13 protein-coding genes, 2 tRNA genes and 4 pseudogenes are annotated in these 21,500 nt (G+C 54.0%); 9 read left to right on the plus strand and 10 right to left on the minus strand.

The window, feature by feature from the left end:
* The first annotated feature begins 78 nt into the window (after positions 1–78).
* The 3 genes from mutL (at position 79) to miaA (ending at position 3,980) form a co-directional block, all read left to right on the plus strand.
* Positions 79–1,995, plus strand: a complete 1,917-nt coding sequence (gene mutL / locus JCM2850_RS03295; RefSeq protein ID WP_025869765.1) for a DNA mismatch repair endonuclease MutL — start codon at positions 79–81, stop codon at positions 1,993–1,995.
* Between the two features lie 264 nt (positions 1,996–2,259).
* On the plus strand, positions 2,260–2,901 hold the full coding sequence (locus JCM2850_RS03300; protein ID WP_025869766.1) for a DUF642 domain-containing protein: 642 nt from the start codon (positions 2,260–2,262) through the stop codon (positions 2,899–2,901).
* Between the two features lie 137 nt (positions 2,902–3,038).
* Positions 3,039–3,980 (plus strand): tRNA (adenosine(37)-N6)-dimethylallyltransferase MiaA, encoded by a 942-nt coding sequence (miaA, locus tag JCM2850_RS03305; RefSeq protein WP_025869767.1) that lies wholly within the window; start codon positions 3,039–3,041, stop codon positions 3,978–3,980.
* Here the strand turns inward: miaA and dapC are convergent.
* Both dapC and JCM2850_RS03315 read right to left on the minus strand, forming a co-directional pair.
* Positions 3,977–5,166 (minus strand): annotated as a pseudogene (gene dapC / locus JCM2850_RS16775) (succinyldiaminopimelate transaminase). The gene miaA and the pseudogene dapC overlap by 4 nt on opposite strands.
* Positions 5,167–5,269: 103 nt before the next feature.
* The gene (locus tag JCM2850_RS03315; protein WP_025869768.1) at positions 5,270–6,364 is read right to left on the minus strand and encodes a PilT/PilU family type 4a pilus ATPase; all 1,095 of its coding nucleotides are present in this window, start codon (positions 6,362–6,364) and stop codon (positions 5,270–5,272) included.
* A 313-nt stretch (positions 6,365–6,677) separates the two neighbouring features.
* On the opposite strand from JCM2850_RS03315, the gene JCM2850_RS03325 reads away from it, so the two are divergent.
* Positions 6,678–9,134, plus strand: coding sequence for an EAL domain-containing protein (locus JCM2850_RS03325; RefSeq protein WP_025869769.1), 2,457 nt, complete (start codon positions 6,678–6,680; stop codon positions 9,132–9,134).
* On the opposite strand, the gene JCM2850_RS22320 is transcribed toward JCM2850_RS03325, so the two are convergent.
* The 4 genes and pseudogenes from JCM2850_RS22320 to JCM2850_RS22335 all read right to left on the minus strand — a co-directional run bounded on the left by JCM2850_RS22320 (position 9,103) and on the right by JCM2850_RS22335 (position 13,224).
* A complete protein-coding gene (locus tag JCM2850_RS22320) occupies positions 9,103–9,663 on the minus strand; it encodes an O-linked N-acetylglucosamine transferase family protein (RefSeq protein ID WP_234406054.1) in 561 nt (186 codons plus the stop codon). The genes JCM2850_RS03325 and JCM2850_RS22320 overlap by 32 nt on opposite strands.
* A gap of 131 nt (positions 9,664–9,794) precedes the next feature.
* Positions 9,795–11,182 (minus strand): annotated as a pseudogene (locus JCM2850_RS16780) (O-linked N-acetylglucosamine transferase, SPINDLY family protein); the annotation flags it as partial.
* Positions 11,179–13,031, minus strand: a pseudogene (mnmC, locus tag JCM2850_RS16785) (bifunctional tRNA (5-methylaminomethyl-2-thiouridine)(34)-methyltransferase MnmC2/FAD-dependent 5-carboxymethylaminomethyl-2-thiouridine(34) oxidoreductase MnmC1). The pseudogenes JCM2850_RS16780 and mnmC, both read right to left, overlap by 4 nt.
* A complete protein-coding gene (locus tag JCM2850_RS22335; protein ID WP_234406058.1) occupies positions 13,003–13,224 on the minus strand; it encodes a hypothetical protein in 222 nt (73 codons plus the stop codon). Before JCM2850_RS22335 ends, mnmC begins: the two are co-directional and overlap by 29 nt.
* Before the next feature lie 176 nt (positions 13,225–13,400).
* Here JCM2850_RS22335 and modA point away from each other — a divergent pair, with 176 nt between their 5' ends.
* The 4 genes and pseudogenes from modA (at position 13,401) to JCM2850_RS03360 (ending at position 16,442) form a co-directional block, all read left to right on the plus strand.
* Positions 13,401–14,174, plus strand: a complete 774-nt coding sequence (gene modA / locus JCM2850_RS03340; protein ID WP_025869770.1) for a molybdate ABC transporter substrate-binding protein — start codon at positions 13,401–13,403, stop codon at positions 14,172–14,174.
* Positions 14,175–14,320: 146 nt separating this feature from the next.
* Entirely contained in the window at positions 14,321–14,860 is a 540-nt protein-coding gene (modB, locus tag JCM2850_RS16790; RefSeq protein WP_234406059.1) for a molybdate ABC transporter permease subunit, read from the plus strand.
* A gap of 119 nt (positions 14,861–14,979) precedes the next feature.
* A pseudogene (locus JCM2850_RS20225) lies at positions 14,980–15,626 on the plus strand (ABC transporter ATP-binding protein).
* A gap of 297 nt (positions 15,627–15,923) precedes the next feature.
* Positions 15,924–16,442, plus strand: coding sequence for a class I SAM-dependent methyltransferase (locus JCM2850_RS03360; RefSeq protein WP_025869771.1), 519 nt, complete (start codon positions 15,924–15,926; stop codon positions 16,440–16,442).
* Here the strand turns inward: JCM2850_RS03360 and JCM2850_RS20230 are convergent.
* On the minus strand, positions 16,439–17,146 hold the full coding sequence (locus tag JCM2850_RS20230) for a S24 family peptidase (protein WP_025869772.1): 708 nt from the start codon (positions 17,144–17,146) through the stop codon (positions 16,439–16,441). The two genes, JCM2850_RS03360 and JCM2850_RS20230, sit on opposite strands and share 4 nt — an antisense overlap.
* A 468-nt stretch (positions 17,147–17,614) precedes the next feature.
* Here JCM2850_RS20230 and JCM2850_RS03370 point away from each other — a divergent pair, with 468 nt between their 5' ends.
* Entirely contained in the window at positions 17,615–18,802 is a 1,188-nt protein-coding gene (locus tag JCM2850_RS03370) for a phospholipase A (protein ID WP_025869773.1), read from the plus strand.
* Between the two features lie 184 nt (positions 18,803–18,986).
* Here JCM2850_RS03370 and JCM2850_RS03375 read toward each other — a convergent pair.
* The 3 genes from JCM2850_RS03375 to JCM2850_RS03385 form a co-directional block, all read right to left on the minus strand.
* A tRNA-Glu gene (locus JCM2850_RS03375) sits at positions 18,987–19,062 on the minus strand.
* Between the two features lie 38 nt (positions 19,063–19,100).
* Positions 19,101–19,176, minus strand: a tRNA-Ala gene (locus JCM2850_RS03380).
* Between the two features lie 62 nt (positions 19,177–19,238).
* The gene (locus tag JCM2850_RS03385; protein WP_051525239.1) at positions 19,239–21,500 is read right to left on the minus strand and encodes a lipopolysaccharide kinase InaA family protein; all 2,262 of its coding nucleotides are present in this window, start codon (positions 21,498–21,500) and stop codon (positions 19,239–19,241) included.

Here is a 21,500-nt window from a genome sequence, read left to right on the forward strand (position 1 = left end):
AATACCCAGGCAGGTTTCTGGCATCCTGACTAGCAGGTAGAATGTGGCCTCGCCCAATCGTCTGTTAGTGACACCAGCATGCCTGCCATCAAGCTTTTACCCGATCAACTCATCAGTCAGATTGCCGCTGGTGAGGTGGTCGAGCGTCCTGCGTCTGCGCTCAAAGAAATACTAGAAAATAGTCTCGATGCCGGCAGTACCGATATTGCCGTTACGCTGCTAGGCGGTGGCATCAAGCAGATGCGCGTGGCCGACAATGGTACTGGTATACCGCGCGATGAGTTGTCGCTGGCGCTGACGCGTCACGCCACCAGCAAAATCGCCAGTCTTGAAGATCTGGAAAACGTCGCCAGTCTGGGCTTTCGTGGTGAGGCGCTGGCCAGTATTGCCGCCATTTCGCGCACGCAAATCACCAGCGCGCACGCTGGGGAAAAACATGCTTGGCGCATCGCCTCCGAAGGCGCATACCTCACGGATATTGAACCTGCGGCGCTGGATAAAGGCACCATCGTTGATATCCAGGATCTGTATTTCAATACGCCCGCACGGCGTAAATTCCTCAAGACGGAAAACACCGAGTTTGGACACTGTGAAGAAGCGTTTAGACGCGTGGCCTTGTCCCGCCCCGATGTCAGTTTTCTGCTGCAACATAATGGCCGTGCCAATATACGCCTGGGCATCAGCTCGGCTCAACAGCGTTTTCAGGAAGTATTGGGCAAGGATTTTGCCAATGAGTCTTTCTATCTGGATGAGGCCGCTGCTGGCCTGAGGCTATGGGGCATGGCCGCCAAGCCCACATTTTCTCGCCATGCGCGCGATACGCAATATACCTATGTCAATGGCCGTTTTGTCCGTGACAAGCTGCTGAGTCACGCCATACGTCAGGCATATCAAGATGTGTTGCATCATGACAGGCACCCGGCTTTTGTCTTGTTTTTGGAGCTTGACCCTGCTCTGGTGGACGTCAATGTTCACCCTAGCAAAACCGAAGTGCGCTTCCGCGATGGTCAGTCGGTACACCGATATATTTTCCATGCATTGAATAAATCCCTGGCGGCCCCGGTAGGTATTACAGGCTCACTGGCGCAGGAGTTGGCAGTGCCAAGTGCTGGCAGCGGCCAAGCGTCTAGCGGCTTCACACCCAGCTATCCGCGCTTTCAGAGCAATATTGACCTCAAAGCCGCCGAATCAGCGCCTGGCTTCTACCGGACTTTGTACTCTGGTATTGCCCCGCAGCAGGAAAACCGCGCCAACACATCTTTTACGCCTTCTACAGGCTTGGAGCATATAGATACCCAGACTGGGGAAATCAGGTCATTTGGCGAAAGCGGAGCACCTGAGGGAAGCAGATTACCTGGTGAAAGCAGGACAGCACTGCAAGAAGGCGAGGGCGCACAAGCTTATCCTTTAGGTTTTGCGGTGGCGCAAATTCATGGGGTTTATATCCTGGCACAAAATGTACATGGCTTGGTGGTGGTGGATATGCATGCCGCCCATGAGCGCATCATGTATGAGCAATTGAAAAACGCACTGGATGCGAGCCGTGTGCCTACCCAGCCCTTGCTAATCCCTGTCAGCTTCCATGCCGACCGCCTGGAAGTGGCAACAGTACAAGAGCAACAGGCGATGAGTGATAGTGGTTTGCAGCAATTGGGGTTTGATATTGCCGTGCTATCACCCACCACGCTGGCCGTGCGTGCCATACCCGTGATGCTGCAAGATGCTGATGCCGTGGCCCTCGCGCGCGCCGTGCTGGCTGACCTGCGCCAATATGGCGCCAGCCGGGCTTTCACCGAGCGGCGCAATGAGCTGCTGGGCACCATGGCCTGCCATGCCGCTGTGCGCGCCAACCGCAGCCTGACTTTGCCTGAGATGAATGCCTTGTTAAGAGATATGGAGGCGACAGAGCGCTCAGGCCAATGCAATCATGGCCGACCCACCTGGTTCCAGGTCAGCATGGCGGAACTGGACAAGATGTTTATGCGCGGTAAGTAAGCTCAGCCGTTGAAATAATGACAAGTACTTAATTTGTTATGCCGAACTTTCATCAGCTTGGCTAGTGTTTACTGAAGTGATTTTATTTAAGTTGTTGATTTTATTTGCTTGATATTGCTGAGCTGGCCCTGGAATAGTAGTTGCCTATAAGTATGCGTTACACCAGATTTTACTGAAGTTAAGTTTGGCTGAACTTGAAGTCTTTTTGCGCTTGGGTTCTAACAAACGCGTACTTTCATTACATACAACTTATTCGGGGCTCATATGAAAACAACACTCAAGATTGCAATTATCTCCGCACTCGCTTTCGCCAGCGCAGGGGTACAAGCTGCCAACATCGTACAAAACGGTAGCTTTGAAGCTGACAACATTGGCAATGCCGCCTGGACTTACCTCAACAGCGTTACTGGCTGGCAGTCCAACGGCGTATTCGAAATTCAAAAAGGCGCTACTCAAGGTGGTCAGGCAGGTTTCAATGCCGAAGCCTATGATGGCATTCAATACCTGGAACTCAATTCCACCAAGCTGACTTCTGTTTGGCAAAACCTCAGCACTGTAAATGGTGCCAGCTACACTTTGAGCTTTGCCTTCTCCGGTCGTCCTGATACCCCTAATGGCCTCAAGAGCACATTTGAAGTGTATTGGGGTGACGTCAAGCTGATCAATTCCTCTGCCAAGGCCAAGAGTGATTGGGTTGAATATACCTTTGAAGACCTGGTAGCGACTGGCAGCAACACTCAGCTTAAGTTTGTATCTCTGGGCCCCACTGCAGCCCCTAGCTACGGATCTTACCTGGATGGCGTGACTGTCACCGCTGCTGTACCAGAGCCAAGCACCTACGGCATGTTGGCGCTGGGTCTGGGCGTGATGGGTTTGATGACACGCCGCCAGCGCAAGCTGGGCTAAGCCTTTAGCAAGAATTAAGCTTAGTATCTGCTTAAACACGGCCAGGCCATGCTTGGCCGTTTGTTTTTTGGTAGGCAGCATGGCAGCCCTGTAATACACTGGCGCCTTCTTTGCTGTCCGCTTTTGCCTCCAGGTTTATGTCTTTACTACCTCCCGCTATTTTTCTCATGGGCCCCACCGCCAGTGGCAAGACTGGCCTTGCGGTTGAGTTGGTTCAAAGCTTGCCACTGGAAATCATCAGTGTGGATTCAGCGCTGGTTTATCAGGACATGGATATAGGCACGGCCAAACCAGAGGCTGATGTTTTGGCGCTGGCGCCGCATCACCTGATTAATCTTATTCCACCCACTGAGGTTTATTCTGCGGCCCAGTTTCGTCAAGATGCCTTGCGCCTGATGGCGGAGATTACTGCACGCGGCAAAATCCCCTTGCTGGTTGGCGGCACCATGTTGTATTTCAAGGCCTTGCAGCAAGGCCTGGGGGATTTGCCCCAGGCAGATGCTGAAGTGCGCGCTGCCTTGGATGCTGAAGCGGCAGCGATAGGCTGGCCCGCCATGCATGCCAGGTTGGCAGGCATAGACCCGGACACGGCGGCCAGGCTGCAGCCCACTGATGCGCAGCGCATACAACGCGCCTTGGAAGTGCATGCCTTGACGGGGGAAACCATGACGGCCTTGTTTGCACGTCAGTCTGAGCAGCAATTGCCCTATAGGCTGTTGAAGCTGGCTTTGCAGCCTTCAGACAGAGCGGTGTTGCATGCGCGCATTGCCGAACGTTTTGTCTTGATGCAACAGCAGGGCTTGCTGGCCGAAGTGCAAGCGCTGGTAGAAAAATATCCGCAGTTGCATGCAGAGACAACGGCTATGCGCTGTGTGGGCTATAGGCAAACCCTGGACTATATGGCGGGTAAGATTAATGCGGAAGAATGGGGCGAGCAGGGGATTGCTGCTACCCGGCAATTGGCCAAGCGCCAATTGACCTGGTTACGTGGCATGGAAGATACCCTGGTGCTGGATTGCCTGGCGCCGGATTTGCACGCCAGGGCGGGTGAGCAAGTGAGAACGTTTCTAGCCGCTTAGCGCGAGGCGGCCAATTGGCTGATACGCTCGGCGGCTTCCTGGCATTCAGCCAGCCCAGCCACCAGGGCGATGCGGATGAAACCCTGGCCAGGGTTGATGCCGTGCGCATCGCGTGCCAGATAGCTGCCTGGTAATACTGTGACGTTGTAATCGCGGTAAAGCTGACGCGCAAACTCGGTATCGGATTGTCCGGTGTGCGCCCACAGGTAGAAAGCCGCATCTGGCAATTCCACATCCAAGCCTTGTTGCAGCACTGGGGTAACACTCGAGAATTTTTCTGCATACAGACGGCGGTTTTCAATCACATGCAGTTCATCCTGCCAGGCGGCGATGCTGGCAGACTGCACCACCGGGCTCATGGCGCAGCCATGGTAGGTGCGGTAGAGCAGGAATTTCTCCAGTAGCTTGGCATCGCCTGCAACAAAGCCCGAGCGCATGCCGGGCACATTGGAGCGCTTGGACAGCGAGCTGAACACCACCAAATTGCGATAATCACGCCCAAGTTGATGCGCAGCCTGCAAAGCACCTAAAGGTGGGCTGGCTTCATCAAAGTAGATTTCCGAATAGCATTCATCCGCGGCAATCACAAAACCATAGCGATCAGACAGCGCGAACAGTTCACGCCAGGCTTCAATCTCCATCACCTTGCCGGAAGGATTGCCCGGCGAGCAGACATACACCAGCTGGGTGCGTTGCAGCACATTTTCAGGCACTTCAGAGAAGGCCATGGTGAAATCATTGCCAGGCACGGTATTGAGGAAATAGGGCTGGGCACCTGCAAGGAAAGCCGCGCTTCGTAAATCTGGTAGAAGGGGTTGGGGCTGATGACCACAGGCTGTTGTCGGCTGCGATCTATGATCGTCTGGGCAAAGGCAAACAAGGCCTCGCGGCTGCCGTTAACTGGCACGATTTCAGTTTCCGCATTGAGCGGCGGCAATTGATAGCGGCGACTGATCCAGGCGGAGATGGTTTCGCGCAGCTTGGCACTGCCCAGCGTGGTCGGGTAGCTCGCCAGACCGTCCAGATTGTTGGCCAGGGCATCGACAATCAGTGCTGGCGTGGCGTGCTTGGGCTCGCCTATGGACAGATTAATGGCGCTATATTCCGGGTTGGGCTTGAGGTCAGCAAAGAGCTCGCGCAAGCGCTGGAATGGGTAAGGTTGTAACTGCTGTAGGTCTGGATTCATAGGCTGGCATTATAAACCCAAGTCCAGGCCTTGGTTGAGGCGTTAGCGCGCAATCATGTTCAACAAGCAGCCTATGTGAGTACTCCAAATCTGAGTACCCCAGCTAATTGCCAAAACCACCTTTGGCGGTTTCATTGGCAAAGCGGATTTTCAGCGAAAGGTCATTGCGTGAATCAGCGCTGGCCAGGGCATTGTCCTCATTGATATCGCCACGGCTAAACAGCTCATAGAGCGACTGATCAAAAGTATGCATGCCGATATCCTGATTATTCGCCATGATTTCCTTGATTTCCTCTAGCTTGGATTTGAGGATTAGCTCGGAAATATAAGGCGTATTGATCAAAATCTCCGTAGCCACCACCCGTTTAGTCTTGATGCCAGGAATCAGGCGTTGCGAAATTATGGCGGCAAGGTTCAGGGAGAGGCTGAGCTGTATTGACTGTTTGCCATCTGGCGGGAAGAACGACAGGATGCGCTCCAGTGCCTGATTGGCATTGTTGGCGTGCAGAGTGGCCAGGCAAAGATGTCCAGTTTCGGAATAGGCCACCGCATGTTTCATGGTTTCCATATCGCGGATTTCGCCAATCAGAATCACATCAGGTGCCTGGCGCATGGCGTGTTTGAGGCCATTCTCAAAACTCAGGGTATCGATGCCGATTTCACGCTGATCGACGATGGATTTTTTGTGATCGTGAATAAATTCAATCGGGTCTTCGAGTGTGAGGATATGGCCATCGCGCGTGGTATTGCGATGATCTATCATCGAAGCCAGCGTAGTGGATTTACCAGAGCCGGTAGCACCCACCACCAATATCAGGCCGCGCTGACGGCCTATCAGCTCGTTGAGCACCGGGGGCAGGCGCAGGGTTTCCAGGCTGGGGATCAAGTGTTTGATGTAGCGCACCACCATGGCAACTTCACCACGCTGGCGGAAGACGTTGATGCGGAAGCGGCCCACGCCATGCAGGCTGAGGGCAAAGTTCATCTCCAGGGTTTGCTCGAATTCACGTTGCTGCGCCTCTGACATCACGGCGTAGGCAATTTCCTTGACCATCCCAGGCGACATAAGCTGGTTGTTGATGGGCACGGTCTTGCCTTCAATGTCGATATGGATGGCGGCACCAGTGCTGAAAAACAGATCGGAGCCGTTTTTCTCCACCATGAACTTGAGGATAGGGGTGATATCGATTGCTGCCATGGGCTTCCCTGGTTTTTTATTTATCTTGATGACTTGCCTTGTTTTAAGCGACTTTAACACAAGGTCATGGCTTCATGCTGGTGCAGGCTGGAGCACACATACGGCGCCATGCACCAAGATCATGCAGCGCCTGAAATCATCATGACTTGTCTTGGCTATAAAGCGGCGTGCAGGGCCAGTAAACAATAGCCATCAGCCGGATATTCAGGTTTAAACCCAGTGCCTGCACAGACATTCTCAATAACACATCACCATGGCATAAGGATTGCATAAGTTCCCGTGCAAATCCGCACTGTTTCGTAAAGTTCACGCCATGCAGCTCTATATCAAAACCCTTACCCAAGCTCTGCAATCCACAGCAGGGGAAGATGGGGGCCAGGAAACGCAAACCAGTGTGCTGGCTTATGCCTGCCGTGACAAGGAAGATTTATTACATACCCTGGCCCGGATTTCCGCGGATATTCCAGCCACTGTGCTGGATGAAGCCTATGTCTGGTATGGCCCCGAGGACTGCCAGGATATTGTCAGTTGGATGGCAGACATTATGCCGTTCAACACCTTTTATGCGCGCACGCGGCATCCTTGGTTGCTCGATGATCTGAGCCAGCACGTGCAGATGCATTTTCAGCCGATTGTGGATTTCACCCAGAATGGCAAGATTTTCGGCTACGAGGCTTTATGCCGCCTACGTGACCCCGAGGGTAATCTGCTGAATGGTGAGCAGGCATTCCGCCTGGCCAGGCAGGTCAAGCGTGAAACCGATTTGGATATGGCCTGCCAACATCTGGCCTTGGCAGGCAAGGCCGCCTCTATCGCTGAGGGCACGCCTTTGTTTATTAATGTGCTGCCGCAGACCATCATGCGTAACGACTGGCTGGAAATCATGCTGGAGGCGCTGGATAGGCATGGCATAGAGCGCCGCGATGTGGTGGTGGAAATTGTTGAGAGTGAGCATGTTTCGCCCGAGCTATTGGCCAGGCATTGTGATGCTATTCGTATGCAAGGCCTGCGCATTGCGCTGGATGACATGGGCTCGGGCTTCAATGGACTCAGCACTTTGGCTGTGGTCAAGGCCGACTTTATCAAGATAGATCGCACCATTGTGCATGAGGCGCAAGGTAGCCGCGTGCGTACGGTACTGCTGGAAGCCATTATTTCCATGGCGCAGCGCCTGGGCTGTACTATCGTCGCCGAGGGTCTAGAGCGCGTAGAAGACATCACTTACTGTCAGGATCTGGGCCTGGTCTATGCGCAAGGCTATTACTTCGCGCGGCCAGAGCTGAACCCCACGGCCTCGGTGACCGCATTGCCAGTACGGGATGAGTCGCATAGATCGCCTATCCCGGACGAGTTCCGCATTACCGAGTTTGTCAGCCGTGGCATCACCATAGAAGTAAATACGCCTATCGATGTAGCGAGAAAAATCTTTATTGATAATCCCGATGTGGCGTGTGCGGTGGTGCTGGATAACCTGCGGCCTATAGGCTTGTTGAAACGCGGCAAGGTGTTTACGCATAAAAACGATGCGCTGGGCAATTACTGCGATCCGCTACCGCGCATGATTACTTCACGCATGCCTTCTGCCACCCTGGCGCGCGGCCTGTACCTGGAGCGTGGCGAGATAGAACCTTGGATCATGGTCAGTGATGATGGGGTGTATGTAGGCATCATTCATCCGCTGGAAATCATGTCGCAGATCATCAATCGCAAGACCAGCTCGGGCAATCTGCATCCCCTGAGTCACCTCACCACCGGGCCAACGCTGCGGCAATCGTTGGATATCAGCTTGCGCAATAATCCCACCACGCAATTGGTCTATATCGATCTTGATCACTTCAAGGCCTATAACGACCGCTACGGCTTTATCCGTGGCGATGCCATGATACGGCTGCTGTCCGAGATTGTGCGTCAGGAGTTCCATAACCGTACTGGCACTTTGGTTGGGCATATAGGCGGCGATGATTTTGTGCTTATTCTTGATCATGAAGACAGCCATCTAATCAATATATTGCTCAATGTCATCAGTCACTTCCAAGCGCTGGCGGTGCATCTTTACGACAGCAGCGATCTGGAGCGCGGCTTCTTTACCACCGAAGATGGCAAGGATCATCCGGTAGCCAGTGTCTCGATTGCCATCGTCAATGGCAGTCAGGGGGTCAACTCCAATAGTGTGGCGGCGGCCGAGCGGGCAGCCTCACTGAAGAAGATAGGCAAATCCAATATAGGCAGCATTATTGTCGTGGAGTCCAATCCGCCACGCCTGGTGTTACCGCGCAGTGCAGAATTCAGCGATTGGCAATCACGCGCGCTCAATGCGCTTAAGGTGTTGCAGCAATTGCCGCGCCATCATGATGCGCACTGTATGGATGGTTGCTTTGCTGATTACCCCTTCTTTGAAGTGGTGTTTGAACTGAATGCTGATGGCACCCAGCGCCATGCCAACTGGATCAACCCGAATATGTACGGCAAGATCAAGGCAGGCGGGGCAGGGGTGGATAGAAGTTTGCAGACTTATTACGCCGCCGTACGGGACTCACGCAATGCCTATATCTCCAGCATTTATCTCTCTACTGCCTCAGAAGATTTTTGCCTGACGGTCTCAGTGCCTGTGCTGGCGGAAGATGGCAGCCTGGAAAGTGTGCTGGTGGCGGATATCAATATCGCGGCCATGGCCATGCTCAGCAGTCTGCCGAACGAAGCCAGTTCTGAATCCAACAGTGCTGAATCCAACCCTGAGTCTAGTTCGGTGCCTGCGCCTGCCACAGCTTGAGATAAAGTGTTTCAAGCTCACGCGTGAACGCCGGGGTATCAAACAGAGCCCCCTGGCGTTGCGCCAGGCGCGCACGATATTGCTGCAAGCGTTCATGATCCTGTGCTAATTCCAGCGCCAGGGTTTCATACGCTTGTGGCGAATCTGTCACCAGCTCGGGTAAGCCAGCGGCTTGTAACAGGCTAGCTGCGACGCGGCTGGCAAAGGTATCACCCGCGCAGGTAATCAGCGGCACGCCCATCCATAAGGCATCGCTGGCGGTGGTGTGTGCATTGTAGGGGCGGGTATCCAGCACCAGATCGGCATGGGCATGGCGCGCCAGATGCTGATCCAGCGGCAGCCTGGGTGCAAACACCAATCTGTCGGCATCCACACCCTGATCCTGCGCGGCCTGGCGTAAATTGGCCGTGGCCAGGCTATTGCATTCCAGCAGCCATAACACGCTATCTGGTGTAGCCAGTAATAAGCGCATCCAGCAGGCAAACACCTCGGGGGTGATCTTGAAGCTCTGGTTAAAGCAGCAGAACACCAGCCTTGTTCAGGCAGTCCGTGCGCGCTGCGGGCCGTGCTGGCCGCCAGCGTGCGGGCATTGTTATTAGGCTGATAGGCCTGGGGTAGCAGCGCCAGCGTTTCGCTGTAATGCGCGCGCTGCTCAAGAGGCGTGATCACCGCGTCTGAAATCAGATAGTCAACAAAAGGGGCGCCCATGCTGCCGGGGAAGCCCAGCCATGAGGCTTGGATAGCGCTGGCCGCAGCGCGAGTATGCCGCTGCGGCTGGCCTGGGTGTAGCCAGTCAGGTCTAGCAGAATATCCACACCATCCTCGTGTATGCGCTGGGCCGCCTGCGCTAGCGACAGGCTGCGGATATCGACAAACTGATCAACGGCGGCTTCCAGGCGCTTTCTTGCCACGGTTTCATCGTCGTGTGCATAGGAATAGGCGCTGATGCGGAAAACTTGCCTGTCATGCAGTTCCAGCATTTCGGTGATCAAGGAGGCCAAAGGGTGCAGGCGGAAATCCCCAGACAGATAGCCTATATGCAGCTGGGCTTTTTTTGGCCTTGCCGTGTTGCGCGCATTGAGTGGAGGCTGTTGCAACAAGGTTTGGTAACGGTTTCGCGTCCATTGCTGTGCGCAGCGCAATTGCTCGGCGGCGGTGGTGCCTGGCATTGCAAGAAAGGCAAAAGGCGAAACCTGCGCATGCTCTATTTCGGCAACCCATTGCCGTATCTGCTTAACGTCATCATCCAGGAAACGCCAGTCACAAATATGCTGGCGCTGGTGCGCCAGGTGCACTCTGGCGTGATAAAGCTTGGGGTTGAGCTTGAGGGCTTGCTCATAGCAAGCGATGGCCTCAGGCAAAAAATGCAGCTCGCGCAAGACATTGCCCAGATTGTTGTGGGTGTCGGCGTCGTTGGGGGCTAGCACCAGCGACTGGCGGTAACAGGCGGCTGCTTCTGCCGCCATGCCCAGTTCACGCAAGGCATTGCCCAGGTTGTAGTGCAGCGCGGCATCATGCGGCTGCAGGGAGATAGCTTCACGACAAAAATCGGCCGCCAGCGCAGCTTGGCCTTCGCGCTGCGCCTGATTGCCCAGCGCTTGCAATACCTGTAGCAGGCCTTGGCGTATTTCGGCTTCATGCGGGGCTAGTTGCAGTGCCTGGCGATAGCAGCGTGCGGCAGCCTGCAGATCTGCAGTGACATGGTAGGAAGATGCGATGTTGAGCCAGAGATCAGCATCCTGCGGGTTTAATTGCAGGGCGCGCTCAAACTGCTGTATTGCTGCTGGTAACTGCCCGGCAGCGCGTAGCGCCAGCCCCAGATTGTTATGTTGATCTGGCTGCTGCGGCAGCAGGCGTATGGCCTGCTCTATGAGGCTGATGGCTTCATCATGGCGGCCAGCCTGGTGACAGAGCACGCCCAGATAGTGCAGCCCATGCACATGTTGTGGCGCGATGGCGAGTAACTGACGGTAAAAGCGTTCCGCCTCTTTAAGTGCACCCTGGCGGTGATGGGTCAATGCTGCTTGAAAGTATTGATCAGGAGTCATAAGCCACCATTAGCTAAATTCATATCACCATATTCATGACAGGCCAGGCCTTGCACCATGCGTTTCAGGCCCAGCTTGCGTAATACAAAACGATTAGGGTCCAGCGCTGCCAGTAAAATGGCATCTACTGGCGATGGTTCCGCACAGATGGCCGAAGCTAGTATTTCTGCCGCCAAAGGCGCAGTAGTCAAGCCCTTGGAGCCATGCCCGGTGTTGACATACAAGCCTGTCTGCCAAGGCAGGCTGCTGGCTGGATCTGCATTGTAACGCGGCGGCTTGGCCTCTAGCTGGGCGTGATCAATCAACTGACCGACCAGAGGCAGATAATCCGGCTGGTGCAGCGTACCGCTGCCCGGCCAGTAATCACTTGATCCTGCAATTGTTGATGCAAGGCCGGGGCCATGCGTGCCAGCATGGCAAGGTTGCTGGCATCGTCCAGTGGGCGGTACTCGCTGCTGTTATCTTCTGGGCTAAAGGTCGCGCCCAGGCAGTATTCACCAGAGATTGCCGGGCTGATATAGCCATCCGTGCAGAGTAGGGTGCGCAGCGCTGCAGCCGATTCTGGCGCTTGCAAACGTGTGATCTGCCCACGCACAGGCTCCAGCGGTAGCTGCGCGTTGGGTGCTAATCGCATGGCGTCATTGGCATTGGCAAGAATCACCACAGGCGCTTCCGCCAGCAGTCCTTGTTCGCCCCAGGCTTGCCAGACTGCAGTTGGGGAATCAGCGGCGCGCTGTAGACGTATCACCTTGCTATCTAGCTTGAGCTGGATGTTCTCGCTTGCGCACAGGGCCTGGCAATAGGCTTGCGGCCTGACCCAGCCCGCTTCGGGAAAATATAGCGCAGGGAAATCCATGGGCAGCCCGGCAATGGCGCTGGATTGTTGTTGATCTACCCAATGCAGCAGCTCATGAGGCAAATTTCGCTGCAAGATGGCCTGGCAGCGTTGCCATTCTTGTTCATCATAAGCCAGCTGCAACATGCCGCAGCGCGCGTGATGTTCTGGGCTCAGCCCTAGACTGGCCAGCAATCTGAGGCTATGCAGGTAAGCCAGCAAGGAAAGCCGCCCCAGAGGTACATCCTGGCGCGCCAGTTTTGGGTAGAGCACGCCTAGCGGATTGCCTGAAGCCTGTGTGGCGAGCTGGGGCTGTTGTTCTATCAGTGTCACCTGCCAGCCACGTTGTGCCAGCGCAGCGCTGCTGGCAGCTCCAGCAATGCCGCCGCCTACGACGATGGCGCGCTTGTCTGTGACAGGCTTGGTCTTAGTTTCGGTAAAGGTGATGTTAGGTGAAGTTTGCGGCACAGTCGCAGGCACATAGTAGCCACACAGCATTTCACGCTTACGGCCGTGCCCGGCGACTTTGTTGACCTTGAAGCCTGCTGCGGCCAGGCCTCGCTTGACCACTCCAGCGCTGGTAAACGTTGCAAAGGTGGTGTGGTTATACAGATTATTGTGATGTGAGAGGCGTGCCATGGCCGCAAACAAGGCGGGTTGCCACATTTCCGGATTACGCGAGGGCGCAAAGCCATCGAGAAACCACGCATCAACCTTGCCGCGCAATTGCTGCAGGCTTTCCACGGCATCCCCTATGATCAAGGTCAAATTAATGCGGCATTGATCAAAGCTCAGGCGATGCCAGCCTGGGCAAATCTGCTGGTAGTGTGCCAGCAGTGCCTGGCTTTGCTGCGTCAACTCCGGCCATAGCGCCAATGCCTGGCTGAGATCAGCATGCGAGAGTGGATATTTCTCCACACTGACAAAATGCAGCCTGGCATTGCTGGGCGCATGCTGCTGCCATAACTGCCAGGCACATAGAAAATTAAGCCGGTGCCAAAGCAGTCTCAGCAATGGTGAAGTGCTCTTGATTCAGGTTGCGCCAGCGTTCAGTCAGTTGATTGTGTTGTAAAAATACATGCTGAGTTTCAGCCAGCCCATCCTCGCGCGAGAAATAGACATCACCGAACTCTGTGGAGTAGGGGAGTCCGTCCTGCCAGGCCAGGCCGCCAATTGACTCAGAGCCGCTGTTTAATTGATTAGCCATGTATTTTTTTCGCCAAGCTGGCGATATAATCCGTTATATTCTTAAAAAGATAATGCCGCATTTGTTATAAGCGCTTATGCATAGTCTGGCGTTAATCCCAAGGGCTAGATATCCCTGATCAGATCAATCATGAGTCTTCACCACCTAGTTATTTGCCATCCTTAGAAAGCATACTGATGAAAACCCTAGCCAAACGCTTGCTGCTGCCTGCGCTGCTGCTCCTGAGTTCCAGCCTGGCTCATGCCGCCCCTGTCAATGTGGCGGCTGCCGCTGATCTTAAATTTGTGCTTGAAGAGCTATCCAAGGCCTTCGAGCAACAAGGCGGTGAAAAACTCGCCGTGACTTATGGCTCTTCCGGTGCCATCACCACACAAATCAGCAATGGCGCACCTTTCCAGCTATTCCTCTCAGCCGATGAAGACTATGTGCTCAAGCTGCAAACTGCCGGGCTGACGCGCGACGAGGGCGTATTGTACGCTACCGGGCACTTGGTGATTGTCACGCCCAAGAATGCCGCTTTGCCTGTTGATAGCGAACTCAAGGGCCTGGCAGCAGCCCTCAAGGCTGGCAAGGTTCAACGCTTTGCGATTGCCAACCCTGAACATGCACCTTATGGCCGCCGTGCCGTGGAAGTGTTGAAACACGCTGGCTTGTGGGAGCAGATTCAGCCCAAACTGGTGCTGGGCGAAAATGTATCGCAAGCGGCACAGTTTGCCACGACCGGGGTTACCGATGGCGGCATTGTCGCCTTATCTCTGGTGAAATCGCCGCAACTAGTTAACAGCGTCAATTACGCTGAAATCCCGGAAAACTGGCATAGCCCACAGCGTCAACGCATGGTGTTGCTGAAGAATGCAAGTGAGGGAGCCAAAGCATTTTATGATTATCTGCAACAACCTGCGGCACGTGAGATTTTCCGCCGTTACGGCTTTGTATTGCCCAGCGAGTAAAGCCTGATGGATTGGACTGCCTTATGGCTGTCGCTCAAGCTTGGGGGCATGACGATATTAGTTTTGATTCCCCTGGCCTTGCTGGCGGCGCGACAGCTTGCTGTACGACGTTTTGCTGGTAAATCGCTGCTTGAAGCCATGCTGCTGTGCCTCTGGTGCTACCGCCCACCGTGGTGGGCTATTACCTGTTGGTTAGCCTGGGCAACCAGTCCTGGCTGGGGCAGTGGTTGCAGCAGCAAACCGGGCATCTGCTGGTATTTCATTTCTCCGGCCTGCTGCTCGCCTCCATCATCGTCAATATTCCGTTTGCAGTACAGCCCATACAGCGCGGCTTTGAGGCTATCCCGCAAGAAGTGAGAGATGCGGCTGCCTGTTGTGGTATGTCGCCGTTGCGCACGCTGTTGACCGTAGAGTTACCCTTGGCCTGGCCAGGCATAGTCACCGCCATAGTGCTGACCTTTGCGCATACCCTGGGCGAATTTGGCGTGGTGTTGATGGTGGGCGGCAGCCTGCCGGGCGAGACCAAGACCATAGCCATTAGTATTTATGACAAAGTACAGGCGCTTGATTTTGCCGCAGCAGGTCATATGTCACTGATCTTGCTGATACTCTCTATCGTGGTGCTGGCGCTTGCCAATAGCCTTTCGCGGCGCTTTGGGCGCAAGGGGGGCTACCATGAGCTTTGAGCTTGCCCTGGACATTCAGCAAAATCAGCCTTTCCCGCTTCAAGTACAACTTGTATGCTGCGGGAGAGTTAATGGTCTTGCTTGGGCCTTCGGGCTGCGGCAAATCTACCTTGCTGCGCATGGTGGCTGGCTTGCAGCATCCGGCCAAAGGTGAAATACGTCTGGGTGAACAAATCTGGTTTCAAGCCGGGCGCGGCAGCAAGCCGCAACAAAGACGCATAGGCTACGTGCCCCAGCATTATGGGCTGTTCCCGCATATGAATGCGCAGATGAATATTGCCGCAGCTCTGCATGCCTTCCTGCGGCAGAGCGACAGCTAGAGGCCAAACAATGGCTGGCCCGCATGCAGTTGCAACAATACGCCAACCACAAACCAGCAGAGCTTTCCGGTGGCCAGCAGCAGCGCGTAGCCCTGGCGCGCGCGTTAGCAGCCCAGCCTAGCATTCTGTTGCTGGATGAGCCATTTTCAGCGCTGGATCATCTCACGCGCGCTGATCTCTATATGCTGCTGGCTGAGCTGAAGCAAGAATTGAATATCCCCATCATCCTGGTGACGCACAACCTGGAAGAAGCCAGGTTGCTCGCAGATAAAATGGCGGTGATGTATCAGGGCCGCATTTTGCAGGTAGGCACGCCTGCCAGCGTGATGCAGCAGCCTAATCAGCGTCAGGTGGCGACCATAGTCGGCATGCAGAATATCTTCAACAGTCAGGTACTGGATGTCTCAGCGACAGGCGCTCGCATTAGCTGGGTGATCAGGTGCTGAGTTTAGCGACTACGCCTCAGAGGGGTACGTTTTCCTGGTGTATACCTGCCAGCGCTGTTACGGTTGCCAGCGAGGCATCGTCTGAAGTCCTGCACGGGCAGATTGCACGTCTGGCAAGCTGGGTGATGACTGGCAGTTGGCTGTGAGCCTGCCAGGCATGACAGAGTTGGTACACCTACGCCACCGCAACGCGGAGCATATGCATATAGGTCAAACGCTAATGCTGGATTTTGATATGACACGTGCGCATATGTTTGCCCACGAGCTCCCCAAGCCTGAGTCAGTTAAGGCAAAAGCATGAGCATGGATACTCCATCTGCATGGCTGCAGCGCCATGCGCATTTGATTAAGCCTGGTGGTCGTGTGCTGGACCTGGCTGCTGGACGTGGGCGTAACACACGCTGGCTCAGCGCGGCTGGGTTTCAGGTAGATGCCGTGGATAGGGATGAGGTGGCCTTGGCCTCTATGCAGGGCTTGCCAGGCGTGACGCTATTGCAGGCTGATTTGGAGCAAGGCGCTTGGCCTTATGCGGGGCAGAAATTTGACGGCATAGTGGTATGCCGCTATTTACACAGGCCTTTACTTTCCACTCTGGGCCTAAGCTTGGCGCAAAGTGGGGTGCTGATCTATGAAACCTTTATGCGCGGGCAGGAGCGCTACGGCAGGCCAAGCAGTGCGGATTTTCTGCTGGAGCCGGGGGAGTTGCTGGCTTGCTACGGTGAAAACTTCAAGGTGGTGAGCTTTGAGGAAGGCGAGCTGGGCACTCAAGACCAGCCCGCCATGTTGCAGCGTATAGTGGCTACAAATGCCGATTAGAGGTTGAAGCGTCCAAACTTGAAAGGCACGACTTTGCCTATCACATTGAAAGCCTTGGCTTCTTCGGTGGTGTAAACCTCTGGAGGCAAATCACCATCGTTATCGTTGCGTACGACTACGGTGCCGTCCAGGCGTAATTGAATGCGCTTGATGCGCATGATGTCACCCTGGCCAATCACATAAATGGCGTTGTCATCAAAGGAGTTGCAACGCACATCCACCAACACTTCATCACCATCGTGTATAGATGGCTGCAAGCTGGTACCCTTGACGGTGAATATCTTCAAATGCTGTAAAGGCGTGTCGATAAGATTGCTGTAAGGATTGAAGTCTATGCTCTCAATCATGTACTCGTCACCACCCGAACTGGAGCTGTCGCCCAGTCTTTCAATGCGGCCAGATGGCCTGATTTCTTGCGGCAGTTGGCGTCTGCCACTACGGCTGCTGGCAAGTTGCAGTGCCAGTTTGTCACTGGGGTAAGTCAGATTAATCAGATTCATCAGACTTTGTGGTGGATGGTACTTGCGCGTTTTACCTTTGCGCCCACGGCTATTGACTTCTATGTATGGCCACTTTTCAGCATTCACTATTACATCCCAGCCTTGGCGGGTTGCTGGCTTACCCGGTAGCCGCATTTCTGCTAGCTCCTTGCAAGAGAAGTATAGCGTATTTTCGCTGTTATCGGTGTTGACTTCGGTGGTCATAAGATAAGTATATTACCTATATTATTTACAATTGAATGTTTACTATTTGCCATTAAAGCAGTGAGCTGCAGTTTATGCAATCTTAACGCTTGAAAAGAAAAAAGCTCATGCCTTCACACCAACTCTGCCATCGGTGATTCTAATGAAGACATGTAATCATACAACTGAACAATTCTGTTGCCTACCATTTAATGACTATCAATTGACCATTTCGCAAATTCAGCAACTAAATCTTTCCAATTCATCTAGATTTAATAAGGCTTAGCAATTGAGCAAGGCAAATAGTCAGCGGTTCAATTCCAAGGCCGAATCAAGCCATGCTTCAGGCACAAAAATCTAATGTTTTGTGGCTGAACAAACTCGACATCACTCACTTGGCTGAAGCCATGGTGCTGAGCTTGAATAGCTAGTGACTTATGCGCTGGGCAGTTATAGTGACATGTATTAATTACTACATGAGATGTTCACATGCAGCGTATGCGGTTTTGGAGTGTGTGCCTGACAGTATTGATTCTGCCTTTGCCAGTGCTGGCAGCGAGTCAGTGGCTGATCGCGCCTAAGACAGAGGTAGTGAATGTGGGTCAGGCGCTGGAGTTTGAAATGGTCAAACCCAAGGCCAATCTTGCCTGGCCTGATACCTTGAACATCAAGCTCAGTGCTGGCGGGGAAAGTGAAGAAGTAGTGCTGTCCCTAAAAGGCGGGGAGGGCGATGATGCTCAGGCTAGAACTTACTCTGGGGTACCCAGCAAAGCCTTTGCGGGGGTGGTGAGGGCAGAGCTGCAGGGGCAGGCCTCTAATCGTATTTTGTTACTGGCTAGCACTGATGGTGAGAATGGCCCTGTTGTTGTCACGGAAGAGGCAGCCAAGACAGCGCAAGTCAAAACCAGCGCGGAAGGCAGCAGCGCAACAGGCGCTCAGGTCTTGATTGCCGCCCCTGAAGATGAGCCTGCGCTGTCGGCCAATGAACCTATTTATTTTTTGGTTGGCTCCAGCCATGAGCGCGGTGCCGATGCGCGTTTTCAGATCAGTTTCAAGTACCGTCCTTTTGAGCCGCTAGGCTCGGTGAGCAAGGCCTATCCATTCCTCAGTAATCTGTATTTTGCCTACACGCAAAACACGGTCTGGGACCTGGGCGGCGAATCCAGCCCCTTCCGCGATACCAGTTACAAGCCCAGCTTGTATTATCGCTGGGTAGGCCAGGGGCGCGGTTTGTGGCCAGATGAATGGCGTGGCGGCCTTGAGCACGAGTCCAATGGACAAGGGGGTGTGGAGTCGCGCTCACTCAATATCGCCTTTATCCGTCCTAGCTGGCATTGGGATACCGCCAATGGCCGTCGGCTGACGTTTTATCCCAAGATTTATCAGTATCTGGACAAGGACGATAACCGCGATATTCAGCGCTATCGTGGCTATGTCGATTGGCAGCTACGCTATGGGCGAGATGATGGCCTGATGCTGATGGGGCTATATCGCCAAGGTACGGGCGGCTATGCCACTGGGCAGCTTGATTTGAGCTATCCCTTGAGTGACCGCGTGTTATCGCGCATGGGTACTTTTGTGCACTTGCAGCTATTCTCCGGCTACGGAGAAACCTTGCTGGACTACAACCGTGAGCGGGATACGCAGTTGCGCTTGGGTATTTCGGTGACGCGCTAAAGCGGATAAATCATTTCGTGAAACACTTGCTCAGGCTGGTAGAAATATCAGCAAGGGTGAGTGATGCGCGAACGACAGACGAGCAAATGAGAATTGGTAAAACGAGAAAGGCCAGGCTGGGAATTTTAACCAAGATTCCCGGCGCATTCCTTGTTAATACTTAAGTCATGCGCCGGGGTGGTTTTGGCGTCCCCACGGGGATTCGAACCCCGGTTACCGCCGTGAAAGGGCGATGTCCTAGGCCTCTAGACGATGGGGACTGATCGTCGGTAACCCGGTAGGCACCGGGTTACCTTTTTGGTGGAGATAAGCGGGATCGAACCGCTGACCTCTTGCATGCCATGCAAGCGCTCTCCCAGCTGAGCTATACCCCCGAAAAAGAGCCGCTATATTAATGATCCTGACCAAGCCTGTCAACGATTTCCAGGCGGATTTCTTATTTTTTCTTGAATAAACGCGAGATAGCTTTGCGACCCATGCGCTTCTTTAGCCCGACTTTCACATCGTAAAGATGGAAGGGCAGACGTTGACGCCAGCTAAACTCCTGATTCAAGGCAGATAAATACATGCCTACCAGCTCCCGACGGCTTTCCCAGGGTAATTTGATGCATACACGGGTCAAATCGGCCAGTCGCTTGGATAAGGGAATAGCGTGATTAAAGAAATGCGCTCGATTGGTATCTATCAGTGAAAATCCAAGCTCACCATTTTCGCGCTTGGTTACCAAAATGTTGCCACCAGAGAGATCACGGAAAAATACACCACGCGCATGCATGTTCAGCAGATAACGCGTGAGTTGCGGGTATATTTCAGCGGCGGTGACCCCTTGGTATTCCCTAACGCCGTCGTTAAACGCAGCAAATATGTCCCGGATGGAAAAGTCGGTAGGGACAAATTCGCAAATGTAATAATTTTCCAGCAGGCTGCGATCATTGCGTTTCTCGAAATATGCAATCGGCGTAGCCGCTTCTATGCCACGGCGCAATAATTCATTGCTGCCATTCCAGCTGCGCTTGGCCTTGGATAACTTGAATTGGTCGAACAGCTTTTTATGAACGTGCATTTTCACGGGCTGCTTGACTACCAGCTTGCGGCTGGGGTCGCGTGGGTCGGGAATGGTCCAGATGGCGTTACGGGCCTTGCGTAGTATGGCGTCTTTCGCTGGCTTGCTTAGCCTGCTTGGGTGCAAGGCCTGTACCAAGAGGTCACCCTCGTGCTGACTGGCCGCAACATAAATGCCACTCCAGCTCTCATCGGTGTAAGCATGGTGATGCTTGTTTTCCAGATGACGTTGAATCGAGAGATTGTCGAACAAGGTCTTTTCCTTCTTCAGGGTAATGTTTCTGGTGACCGGCCAGGTCAAATAAATGGGAGATTCACTAGCAAGGCCTGGCATGGCGCTCAGTGTTTCACCATCACGGCTGGTGTACTCCGCGGCTTGCAGGTCATCAATACGGTAGTGATCGGCCATCACCGTGCCTTTGCCATTGGTCGTCCATACCGCATGCAACAGTGTATTGCCGTCACGGAAGGCGTGGATTTCGAGGCCATGACTGCTGCGTAGCGGGCCGACATAGTGGCGGCTTGGGATCATGTGGTTAAAGGTTTTCATGGCGTAGAAGCTAGGCCTGGGGCGGAAATCCGCCACTTGGCCAGTAACGCTGGCGTAATGCGTGATGCGCTCCAAGGCAGGGTAGCTTTCACTGCCGTCATCAATCAAACCTTCGCGATGGCAAATCAGCGGGCCCCAGAAGGTCTGGCGCAACGCGCCAGAAGCAGCGCATAGAATCATGTAGCGCGAGAGATAGTCTGCCTGCTTTTGCTCGCCATCTGGCAACAGGCGCAGAATGCGCGGCAAAGTCCAGAAAGCAGAAGGAGAAATCATTTCCTTGACCTGATGGTCGCGGGTGATTTTTTGCAGCAGTCTGGCCTTTTTGACCAGGTTGAACTTGAGTGCCGTGGCCTGCCTGTATTTGAGGATGCGATGATCATAACGCTCAGGCTCAGTCGAGCGTTCGCAGAACAGGTTGTTGGTATGCACATCAGGCAACTGGCCGCGCTCTTGCAGAATATTCAGCAGGCCGATGTTGTACAGCGGCTCGAAATCACTGATATTGGGCCCAGCCAGCTTGATGCCGCGTTTTCTTACTTCGTGATGAGCAATGGCCCAGGCCTTGAAAAAACCAGCAGGGGTGTAGCCAGCCCAGCGCTTGCGGTTGATGGTGGAGCCTATTTCCACCATGCTCAGGCCGCTGCCATAAGTATCCAGCACTTGCTGCAAAAATGCCTGCCAGGCGGCTTGTTGCGATTCCTGCTCCATCTCCATGGCCGCCTCGAAAGGCTGGACAATATGCAGCAATACAGAAAAACCTTGCTGCAATAATTTATCCAAAAAGCGCGCAGCATCTTGTCCCAGATCACCATAGCTGAAGTCCAGCCTGACCTGATGCAAGCCCAGTTCCTGCAGGCGCGCCAGAACATAATCATCGACCTTGGCATCCCCGGAAGTGGCAACACCCACACCAGCAAAATCAGCAGGGATGTCATGCCCCAACAGCGGCAAATGACTATCTGCCAGCACCATCTTACCTTTGAGGATATAACTCAGCCCTTTGCGAATCACCTCCCAGGTCAGCATAGAAGGCTGTGGGCGGCGCGCCTGTTGCTTCAAAGGTGGTTCAGTCAGTGCAGTGTCCAT

It is taken from the genome of Methylobacillus glycogenes JCM 2850, from assembly GCF_000617925.1.
Taxonomy (GTDB): Bacteria; Pseudomonadota; Gammaproteobacteria; order Burkholderiales; family Methylophilaceae; genus Methylobacillus; species Methylobacillus glycogenes.

What these genes read in the sequence shown, in the direction of transcription:
- mutL (WP_025869765.1), top strand. Translation starts at nt 79, where the DNA reads ATGCCTGCCATCAAGCTTTTACCCGATCAACTCATCAGTCAGATTGCC.
- JCM2850_RS03300 (WP_025869766.1), top strand. Translation starts at nt 2,260, where the DNA reads ATGAAAACAACACTCAAGATTGCAATTATCTCCGCACTCGCTTTCGCC.
- miaA (WP_025869767.1), top strand. Translation starts at nt 3,039, where the DNA reads ATGTCTTTACTACCTCCCGCTATTTTTCTCATGGGCCCCACCGCCAGT.
- JCM2850_RS03315 (WP_025869768.1), bottom strand. Translation starts at nt 6,364, where the DNA reads ATGGCAGCAATCGATATCACCCCTATCCTCAAGTTCATGGTGGAGAAA.
- JCM2850_RS03325 (WP_025869769.1), top strand. Translation starts at nt 6,678, where the DNA reads ATGCAGCTCTATATCAAAACCCTTACCCAAGCTCTGCAATCCACAGCA.
- JCM2850_RS22335 (WP_234406058.1), bottom strand. Translation starts at nt 13,224, where the DNA reads ATGGCTAATCAATTAAACAGCGGCTCTGAGTCAATTGGCGGCCTGGCC.
- modA (WP_025869770.1), top strand. Translation starts at nt 13,401, where the DNA reads ATGAAAACCCTAGCCAAACGCTTGCTGCTGCCTGCGCTGCTGCTCCTG.
- JCM2850_RS03360 (WP_025869771.1), top strand. Translation starts at nt 15,924, where the DNA reads ATGAGCATGGATACTCCATCTGCATGGCTGCAGCGCCATGCGCATTTG.
- JCM2850_RS20230 (WP_025869772.1), bottom strand. Translation starts at nt 17,146, where the DNA reads ATGACCACCGAAGTCAACACCGATAACAGCGAAAATACGCTATACTTC.
- JCM2850_RS03370 (WP_025869773.1), top strand. Translation starts at nt 17,615, where the DNA reads ATGCAGCGTATGCGGTTTTGGAGTGTGTGCCTGACAGTATTGATTCTG.
- JCM2850_RS03385 (WP_051525239.1), bottom strand. Translation starts at nt 21,500, where the DNA reads ATGGACACTGCACTGACTGAACCACCTTTGAAGCAACAGGCGCGCCGC.